7 protein-coding genes and 1 pseudogene are annotated in these 9,079 nt (G+C 71.3%); 6 read left to right on the forward strand and 2 right to left on the reverse strand.

Features of this window, described 5'->3' with window-relative positions; translation table 11 throughout:
• Window positions 1–136: 136 nt before the first annotated feature.
• Window positions 137–1,387 (reverse strand): saccharopine dehydrogenase family protein, encoded by a 1,251-nt coding sequence (locus tag N4P33_RS11630; protein ID WP_260826286.1) that lies wholly within the window; start codon window positions 1,385–1,387, stop codon window positions 137–139.
• Between the two features lie 225 nt (window positions 1,388–1,612).
• The gene (locus N4P33_RS11635) at window positions 1,613–3,724 is read right to left on the reverse strand and encodes a SpoIIE family protein phosphatase (protein WP_260826287.1); all 2,112 of its coding nucleotides are present in this window, start codon (window positions 3,722–3,724) and stop codon (window positions 1,613–1,615) included.
• Between the two features lie 274 nt (window positions 3,725–3,998).
• Here N4P33_RS11635 and N4P33_RS11640 point away from each other — a divergent pair, with 274 nt between their 5' ends.
• The 6 genes and pseudogenes from N4P33_RS11640 to N4P33_RS11665 form a co-directional block, all read left to right on the forward strand.
• The gene (locus tag N4P33_RS11640; protein WP_260826288.1) at window positions 3,999–4,973 is read left to right on the forward strand and encodes a nitronate monooxygenase family protein; all 975 of its coding nucleotides are present in this window, start codon (window positions 3,999–4,001) and stop codon (window positions 4,971–4,973) included.
• A gap of 40 nt (window positions 4,974–5,013) precedes the next feature.
• Window positions 5,014–5,901 carry an enoyl-CoA hydratase-related protein gene (locus tag N4P33_RS11645; protein ID WP_260826289.1) on the forward strand — a complete coding sequence of 296 codons (888 nt, stop codon included), beginning with the start codon at window positions 5,014–5,016 and terminating at the stop codon, window positions 5,899–5,901.
• A 286-nt stretch (window positions 5,902–6,187) separates the two neighbouring features.
• Window positions 6,188–6,334 (forward strand): hypothetical protein, encoded by a 147-nt coding sequence (locus tag N4P33_RS11650; protein ID WP_260826290.1) that lies wholly within the window; start codon window positions 6,188–6,190, stop codon window positions 6,332–6,334.
• A 136-nt stretch (window positions 6,335–6,470) separates the two neighbouring features.
• Entirely contained in the window at window positions 6,471–6,809 is a 339-nt protein-coding gene (locus tag N4P33_RS11655) for a hypothetical protein (RefSeq protein ID WP_260826291.1), read from the forward strand.
• Between the two features lie 4 nt (window positions 6,810–6,813).
• Entirely contained in the window at window positions 6,814–8,412 is a 1,599-nt protein-coding gene (locus N4P33_RS11660; RefSeq protein ID WP_260826292.1) for a sodium:solute symporter family transporter, read from the forward strand.
• A 109-nt stretch (window positions 8,413–8,521) separates the two neighbouring features.
• Window positions 8,522–9,079, forward strand: a pseudogene (locus N4P33_RS11665) (acylglycerol kinase family protein); the annotation flags it as partial.

A 9,079-nucleotide genomic window follows, 5' to 3' on the forward strand; every position in this document is an offset into this window, starting at 1 on the left:
CCGGCGGCTCCAAGGGAATGGCGTGGCGGGACGGCACGCGCGGGGTGGTCGTGGACGACCAGGGCGCCGCCGTGCCCGGACCTCCCGAGTGCGGGTCGCGGCGACGCCCTGGCTGGGGTCGAGTCGGGAACGTCCCTCAGTTCAGCGACTCGACGATCTCGTGCCGCGGTGTGCCCACGCGCTCGAGAGCGGTGTAGAAGGCTTCCGGCTCGGCCCAGTCCTCCGGGGCGAACGAGCCGGCACGCTTGCCTGCTTCGTCGAGCGCCAGCACCATGAACGCGGCGCAGGCGGTCCCCGTCACGGTGGCCATGCTGGCGAGGAGGTAGGACCCCGGCCCGCTGACCGGCGTGCGACGCACGGCCACGGCGGGCCGTCCGTTCCGGGTACCGCTGACGCGGGCCAGAAGGCCGCCCCGCCACGTGTAGCGACGGCGGACGGCCGATGCCCCGAGGAACTTGAGCAGCTCGCCCGACCCGCTCTCGCCGCGGCGGACCTGGCCGATCATGCCACCCAGCGCGTGGCGCCAGCCCACGGGAGTGCCGAAGCGGCTCTTGACGATCTCCATCATGAAGTCGACCGCCTCGTCGGACGTCATCCTGCCCGACTGGATGGCCTGGCCGAGACCCTTCACGAGGCCGTTGACCGGCGCGGGGTCCATACCGCCGAGGCAGCGGATGCGCTGTGCCTCGGGGTAGCGACGGGGCATGGTGACGGGTTCCGGGTGCGCCGTCTCGTAGAGAAGGGTCTCGCCCAGGCCGCCGCCCATCGGTGCCGAGCCGGTCTCGACGTACGACTCGTGGTTGACCGGCCCGCCGTTCTCCCATGTCAGGCAGTCGCCGGCGGCGATGTGCATGAGGTGCTGGATCACGGCCCGGCCCACGTTCGGCCGTTCGTCGCCCACGGTCCAGAACATCTCGATGTCCTCGACGGTGTCGAGTTCGTTCGCGGCGTCGACGGCCAGCACATTGCTCATGCCCGGTGAGGCGCCGCAGCCGATGTAGAGCGGAATGCCCGCCTCCTGGGCCTTGTCGGCGAGGCTCAGCGCGTGCTGGGTGCTCTCGACATCGTCGTCGAAGTCGAGGTAGGGCACTCTCGCCTCGATGCAGGCCGAGATCACGGGCTCGGAGGTGCGGATGTAGGGCCCCGCGCCCAGGACGACGAGGGCGGCGCCATCGACCACGTCGCGCAGCGCGTCACGGTCGTAGAGGTCGAGGCGCCGGGCCTTGGCCCGGCCGGCGGGGAGCCGCTTCACCAGCGGCGTCAGGAGTTCGGGCCGGATGTCGCAGAGGGTGAGCTGCCAGTCGCCGCCCGCCCGCGCGAAGCGCTCGATTGCCACCTTGCACATTTCGCCCGCGGCGCCGATGAAGACCACCCGCTGCGCCGTCATGCGACGACTCCGGCCTTGAACACCACAACGTCATCACAGTGGGCCATGAAGGGCTCCGTTCTGTTGCCGTCGCCGCGCGGCGACTCACGGGTCGCAGTCGGCCGAGAGGCCGGGCGAGATTCGATGTCGAATCGGATTCGAGTTTAGCTCCCGGTCAAGAGCCGTCAAGGTCTCGTTCTGGATGAGGCCGACCTGACACCGCAGGGCCCGGTGGAAGAAGCGGATCTAGGGGAGGGCCTGCTCAGCCCAGATGACCTTGCCCTCGCGGCTGTGCCGCGTGCCCCAGCGTGTGGCGAACTGGGCGACCAGCAGCAGGCCGCGGCCGCCCTCGTCGAAGGTCCGGGCTCGGCGCATGTGGGGCGCGGTGCTACTGGCGTCGGACACTTCGCAGGTCAAGGCGGACTCAAAGACGAGCCGCAGGTGGACCGGGGGTTTGCCGTAGCGGATCGCGTTGGTGACCAGTTCGCTGACGATGAGTTCAGTGGCGAAGGACAGCTCGTCGAGACCCCACTCCTCCAGCGTGTCGGCGGTGAAGCGGCGCGCCCCGGCGACCGCTGCCGGGTCTGACGGGAGGTTCAGCGTGGCGACGTGTCCGGCGTCGAGCGCCCGGGTGCGCGCGACCAGGAGGGCCACGTCGTCGGCCGGGTGTCCAGGGAGCATGCCGGCCAGCACCCGCGCGCAGACCTCGTCCGGCGACGCCGAAACCCGCGATGCCTGCGTGAGGGTGTCACGCAGCAGTGTCAGCGCGGTGTCCACGTCGCGCTCACGGCTCTGGATGAGGCCGTCGGTGTACAGGGCGAGCAGACTGCCCTCCGGCAATTCCCACTGGGCGGTCTCGAACGGGAGACCGCCCAGTCCCAGCGGTGGGCCGATCGGCAGGGCCGGGAGCTCGTCCGCCCCGGCCGACGTGATCGCCACGGCCGGTGGGACATGCCCGGCGCTGGCGAGGGAGCAGAGGCGGGTCGCGGGGTCGTAGATCGCGTACAGACAGGTGGCGCTGATCTCGCCGTCCTCGCGAGCCTCCTCCCGCTGGAGGCGGATGACCACGTCGTCGAGGTGGGTGAGCAGCTCGTCGGGCATCAGGTCGATGTCGGCGAAGGCGCGGACGGCGGTGCGCAGGCGGCCCATGGTGGCCGCGGCGTGCAGTCCGCGGCCGACGACGTCGCCCACCACGAGGGCGACGCGGGCTCCGGACAGCGGGATCACGTCGTACCAGTCGCCGCCCACGCCCGCATGGGAACCTCCGGGAACGTAGCGGGCGGCGGTGTCGACGGCTGCGTGCTCGACTGGGCGCTGAGGCAGCAGGCTGCGCTGGAGGGTGAGCGCGGTGGTGCGCTCGTGGGTGTACCGGCGGGCGCTGTCGATGTGCACCGCCGCCCTGACGGTGATCTCCCGGGCCAGCGCGAGATCGTCGTCGTCGAACGGCGCGGCGCTGCGATGGCGGGCGAACGTGGCCATGCCCAGCGTTGTTCCTCGCGCGTACAGGGGGAGCAACAGGACCGAGTGGAAGCCGAAGCCGGGTGGTGCGAGCCATGTCGGGACGTCCGGTGGTGTGACGCGGAGAAGGAGGGGCCGTCCGGTGGCCAGTACCTCGGCCGGCGGCGACGTGGCCGGGTAGACGTGTGTGCCGCCCGTACCGACACGGGAGTCCGGGCAGCCGTCCAGAACGGACCTCTGGGCGACGCGTCGCAGCGTCGGCGGCGGTGACGCGCCGTCTTCGAGGACGGAGTCGAGGAGGTCGACCGTGACGAGGTCGGCGAAGCCGTCAACGCCGGCCTCCGCCAGTTCCTGGGCGGTGCGGGCGGTGTCGAGGGTGGTCCCGATGCGCCTGCTCGCCTCGTTGGTCAGGACGAGCCTGCGCTGCACCCGCCGGTCGCGCACCTCCTGGTAGGCGGCAACGACCTGCTCCGAGCTGCGGTCGACGTAGGCGAAACCCGTCGTGATCAGCCGGAGTGTCGCCGCATTGATCAGCTGCCAGTCGTCGGTGAGCCGGGTGGCCTCCTCCTGCAGCAGCTGCAGCAGAGTGACGTGCGCGAGGCGGTAGGTGCGGAGCAGCGTGCTGACCGGAACCCCTCGTTCGGCGAGCCCACGGGCGAGTTCCAGGGCGGTGGGAGGCGCCTGGTCCTGAGGTACCCCGCGGTCACGCTCCAGGGCGTCCAGGAAGGCGGTGACGTGGTCGGCCGTCTCCCGCAGCGCGAGGCGGGCGACATCCTCGTGCTCCCACAGGTCGGGAAGTTCCCCGCGCATGCGCTCCATCAGAAGGCCGGCCCACTGATCCGATCGCGGTCTCAGTTCCTGCGCCAGGTGCACGAGGAGTGCGGAGACGTCCTTCTTCATGCAGGCAACGTATCCGAGGGGCCGGTCGCCCGCGTGTCCGGACGGCCGTGGCCGCGCCGGGGCTGGCGTCGGCGTAGACGGCGGATGCGCTGGCAGGCCGGGGTGCCTAGCGATTTCGTCGGGGCCTTGACAGTTCCTCACCTGCCAACTCTAAACTCGAAGTCGATTCGAAAACGAGTCTCGCTCTCGGCCCGCCAAGCCGACCGCGATACGGACGTCGCCTCGGGTACGGCGGCGGCAGGAGAACGGAGAGGGCCCTGGCCGGCCTCAACCCATGATTTCGACCACGTTCACCGAGCTGTTCGAAGTGGATCATCCGATCGTCTGTGGCGGCATGACCGGTGTGGGCACCGCGGAACTCATCTCCGCGGTGGCCGAGGCGGGTGCGCTGGGGTTCCTGACGGCGCTGACCCAGCCCACGCCGGAGGCGCTGGCGCGGGAGATCGCGCGGTGCCGCGAGATGACCGACCGGCCGTTCGGCGTCAACCTGACCATCCTGCCCACCCTCAAGCCCGTGCCCTACGCGGAGTACCGGGCGGCGATCATCGAGAGCGGTGTGCGGGTCGTGGAGACGGCCGGCAGCAACCCGGCCGAGCACGTGGCCGCCTTCAAGGCCGCGGGCGTCAAGGTGATCCACAAGGCGGTGGCCGTGCGGCACGCGGTCAAGGCGCAGAGCCTCGGCGTCGACGCGGTGAGCATCGACGGATTCGAATGCGCCGGTCATCCGGGGGAGGAGGACATCCCCGGCCTGGTGCTCATCCCGGCCGCAGTGCGCCGGCTGGACATCCCGGTCATTGCCAGCGGCGGTCTCGCGACCGGCAGCGGCCTGGCCGCCGCCCTCGCGCTCGGAGCGTGTGCGATCAACATGGGCACCCGGTTCGTCGCGAGTACCGAGGCGCCGGTGCACCAGAACGTGAAGGACCAGATCGTGGCCAATGACGAGCGGGCCACCCAGCTGGTCTTCCGGGAGTTCGGCAATACGGGGCGGGTCGCGCGCAACGCCGTCTCCGAGGAGATCGTTGCCCGGTCGCGACGTCCGGGAGCGGTCTTCGAGGATGTCGCCGAGCTGGCCTCCGGCGTCCGGGGCCGTACCCGCGTACTCGAACAAGGTCACATGGACGACGGCCTGTGGTGGGCCGGTCAGGCACAAGGGCTCATCGAGTCCGTGGCCACCTGCGACGAGATCGTCAGCGGCATCGTGGCCGACGCCGAGAAGATCATCGGCCGGCTCGCCGACCTCCGCGCATGAACCCGGCCGCGCCCGCCGAACGAAGCAGGAGCCTCACCCGATGACCTGGACCACCCTCCACCACCGCATCGACGACGGCGTCCTCACCGTCACCCTCGACCGGCAGGAGCGCCTGAACGCCTTCACGCCGACCATGGCCGGGGAACTGGAGCGGACGTTCACCGAGGTGAACGAGAACGACGACGTGCGAGCCGTCATCGTCACCGGCGCGGGCACCGCGTTCTGCGCCGGCATGGACCTCGGCTCGGACGGCAACGTGTTCGGGCTCGACGAGTCCCGCACGCCCACCTACGCCGACATGAGCGACCTGAACAGCCCGGACATCCGCCGGGTCAGGGACACCGGCGGCAGGGTCACGCTGGCGATCCACGCGTGCCGCAAGCCCGTGATCGCGGCGATCAACGGTCCCGCCGTCGGGATCGGGGCGACCATGACGCTGGCGATGGACGCACGCCTGATGTCGACCACCGCGCGGTTCGGTCTGGTCTTCGCCCGACTGGGCATCACGCCGGAGGCCGCCTCGACCTGGTTCCTGCCCCGTCTGGTCGGCATGCCCAAGGCGCTGGACCTGCTGTACTCCGCCGAGATCCTCGATGCCGAGGCCGCCGAGGCCGCCGGTCTCGCGAACGAGGTCCACGACCCGGACCACCTTTTGAAGCAGGCTCGTGCGCTGGCCGACCGCTGGACGCTGGGCCGCTCACGCGTGGCGACCGCGCTGACCCGGCAGATGACGGTCCGCAACGCGAATCTCGAACGTCCCGAGGACGCCCACCGGGTGGAGTCCCTGGCGATGTTCTACTCCAGCATCGGCGACGGAGCCGAGGGCGTCTCGGCCTTCCGCGAGAAGCGCTCTCCGCGCTTTACACGGCCGGCCTCCGCCATGCCGCCGTTCTACGACGAGTGGATCAACGCCACCGAGAGCGGCTGAGAACCGGCTGGCAACGCCCGTCTTCGTCAGCCTGGTCGAGACGGAGCCGGTCGAGCACAATCTAATGGAGAGTTACACCGCCCCACCCCACGCGGCACGGTCATGTTCGGCGTGCGACGACTGCGGTTCGGGCGCGGAGCAGTGAGCGTGGGACGGGTGGGTCGCGCTGACGCCGTCGTGGCTCCCGATCGCCGGTGAGGCGGCCAAGAACGTCTCCAACGCGATCGGCTGCAGCGGTCACGGCCTCGCCCAGGCGCCCTGCCTCGGCACACTGCTCGCCAGCGCCGTGATGCACGAGGATCTCGCCGCTGTGTGGCGCAAGCGGTCAGCCTTCGTGCCCTCGCCGGTCTTCAACGCCCCGGTCCTGCGCGCGGTCTGGGCGGTCGACCGGCTGGCGGACCGCCTCAACCGGGCCGCGCGCAGCACTGGCTGAGGCCGCGACACAGCCTGCGGCGCATGCTCGTCGATGCCACGGCCCGGCGACCGCGCTCCCGGCCTCGCTTCCCGCCGCAGCACCCGTCCCTCCGCCCTGCCCCCGTCACACCCACCCTCACTGCCCGGAGGCATCCGTGCGCCTTTCCCCCGTCCCCTCAGCACCCGACCGACCGCCGGTGCCGGGCCGCGGCGACGACCCCGATGACGCCGTGCGGCACGTCCAGCGAGCGTTCCTGGTCGTCAACGGGGTGCCCCTCGTCATCGGCGTCGTACTGTCCTGCTCCACCGCCGTGTCCGGGGTGGAGGTGTACGGGCGACTCACCCTCGGCGTCGTCTGGAGCGTGCTTCAGCTCGGCGTCTTCCTCGTCAGCGCGTGGTGGCACGAGAACCGGTCCGCGCGGCTGTGCGAGGGCATCGAACGGCCGTCCGCGCAGACCGCGGGCGGGTCCCCCGCACCAGAGCGAGGGTGGTGAGCCGGTGACGACTCCGCTCCTGCTCGGCTCGGGCGCACTGGACCCGCTCGGGTCGGCCGCCCGGTCCCCCGTGATCATTGCCTTCCTGGTTTTCATCGGCCTGTGCCTGCTGTGGGTCCTCGCCCTCGCGAGCCACGACGAGCGCCCGGAACGCCTCTGCACCGCAGACCGGTCGCTCTCGCCTGTCTTCAACGGCTTCGCCCTGGCGGGCGAGTACATCACGGTCGTCACACTGTTCGCGGCGTCGGGGGCGATCGCCCTGTTCGGCTACGACGGGATCGCCTCGGCGGTCGACAGCGTCATCGCGCTCGGTGTCCTGCTCCTCCTGGCCCGCAGAATCCGCGACAGCGGATGTCACACGCCCGGTGGTCTCTTCGCCCTGCGCGTGCCGGGCCAGGGACCGCGGACGGCGGCGGCCGTGGTGACGCTCGTCATCACCATCCCCCTGCTCATCGTCCAGCTGCGGGCCGCCGGCATCAGCGCGGCGCTGCTGATCGGCATGTCGAGCGACACCGCGCAGGTGACCTGCACGGTACTGATGGGCTGCCTCGTCGCCTGCTTCGCGGCGGTGGCGGACCTTCGCGGAACCAGCTTCGTGCAGGTCGTCAAGGTGCCGGTCACCTTGCTGATTCTCGCGGTGATCAGCCTGCTCGCCCTGCGCAGATTCTCATGGAGTCCCGGCGACCTGCTCTCGGCCGCGGTGGACCGGAGCGCGGCGCCGGACGGATACCTCAGCCGGGGGCTCTGGGCGCACACGGCGGGTCTGGGACCGCTGAATACCCTCGGCGATCACCTGGTCGTTATCCTCGGCATGGCGATGCTGCCGCATCTCATCCTCCGCGTCGCCGCGTCACGGAGCGGGCGGGCGGCCCGACGGGCCACGAGCATCGCCGCGGGACTGACGGGCGCCTTCTACGTCCTTCTGATCACGACCGGCCTCTCGGCGGCGGCCGTGGTCGGAGGGGAGGTGATCGGCGCTGTCGACGCGAACGGTCAGGCGACTCCGATCCTGCTCGCCTCCGGCGTCCTCGACCACGGGTCGACGGCTCGCGTGGCCCTCATCACCGCTGTGGCCTGCGTCGCTTTCCTCACCGTGCTGACGGCCGTGACCAGCGTGACCTTCGCCGCCGCCGTCTCCCTCACGCACGACGTCATCGCCCGGACCAGGCAACCTCTCACCGGCACAGGTGAGGTCCGGGCACTGCGTGCCGCCGTGGCCGCCCTGTGCCTCGGAGGGGTGTTGCTGTCGGCCTCCCTCCACCGCTACCCCGTCGAGTTCCTGGTCACCTTCTCGCTGTGCGTCGCGGCGACCTGTGTCTTCCCCGTGCTGATCTACTCCTTCTTCTGGCCGGGCTTCGACCGCCGAGGGCTGTTGTGGTCCGTGTACGGGGGACTGGCGCTCTGCGTCGTCCTCACCTTCTTCTCGCCCACGGTTTCGGGGACCGAGTACGCGCTGTGGCCGGATGCGGCCTTCGACTGGTACCCGTTCCACACCCCGGGCCTGATCTCCGTACCGGCGGCCTTCCTGCTCGGGTGGCTCGGCAGCACGCGGTCGCCGGCACAGACCGGGCGCGGTTCGCGACGGGTGCACACGACCGTCTGAAGGGCCGGGGCGTGGCACGGCACGGCCGTCCGCATGGCCCCGCTGAGATGCTCGCCGGTCCGGGGAGTTGCACGCTGGTGCCCCGGACCGGCTCGCGGTCAGGCAGCGCATGGGAGGGCTGCACACCACCGGCCCCGCCGGGAGCGGCGCCGCGCGATCGCTGGCGCGACTGGCCGTGCTTGCGGCGATCGGCGCGGTGGTCGTGCTTCTGCTCGCGCTGGGGGAGGGCGGACTCGTGCTCATCGGGACCGGACTCCTCGGCCTGGTGGTCTGTGCCGCCGGCCTCTGGTGGTTCGTGGCGCACCGCGGCCCGGTGCGGCTGCTCGGTGCCCTTCTCGCGGTCGCGGCGCCCATCGCCGTCGGCGTGCTCCTGGCGTACGACGGGCTGTGGGTGACGGCTCTGGTCCTGATCGTGTGCTGGAGTGCGGCGCCGGCCTGCGCCCGGGCGGCGCTGCGCAGAGCGCGCCCGGAGAGGCCGGCGCGGGCGATCGCCGCGCTCCCCCCGAAGCGGCCGGTCCTGATCATGAACCCGAAGTCCGGTGGCGGGAAGGTCGGCCGTTTCCGGCTGGCCGAGCGGGCGGAAGAGCTCGGCGCCCGGGTGATCCTCCTCGATCCGTCCGCCCCGGCCGACATCACGGCGCTGGCCCGGCGGGCCGTCGCCGAGGGC

The organism is Streptomyces sp. 15-116A, assembly GCF_025290915.1.
GTDB lineage: Bacteria > Actinomycetota > Actinomycetes > Streptomycetales > Streptomycetaceae > Streptomyces.

What these genes read in the sequence shown, in the direction of transcription:
- N4P33_RS11630 (WP_260826286.1), bottom strand. Translation starts at nt 1,387, where the DNA reads ATGACGGCGCAGCGGGTGGTCTTCATCGGCGCCGCGGGCGAAATGTGC.
- N4P33_RS11635 (WP_260826287.1), bottom strand. Translation starts at nt 3,724, where the DNA reads ATGAAGAAGGACGTCTCCGCACTCCTCGTGCACCTGGCGCAGGAACTG.
- N4P33_RS11645 (WP_260826289.1), top strand. Translation starts at nt 5,014, where the DNA reads ATGACCTGGACCACCCTCCACCACCGCATCGACGACGGCGTCCTCACC.
- N4P33_RS11640 (WP_260826288.1), top strand. Translation starts at nt 3,999, where the DNA reads ATGATTTCGACCACGTTCACCGAGCTGTTCGAAGTGGATCATCCGATC.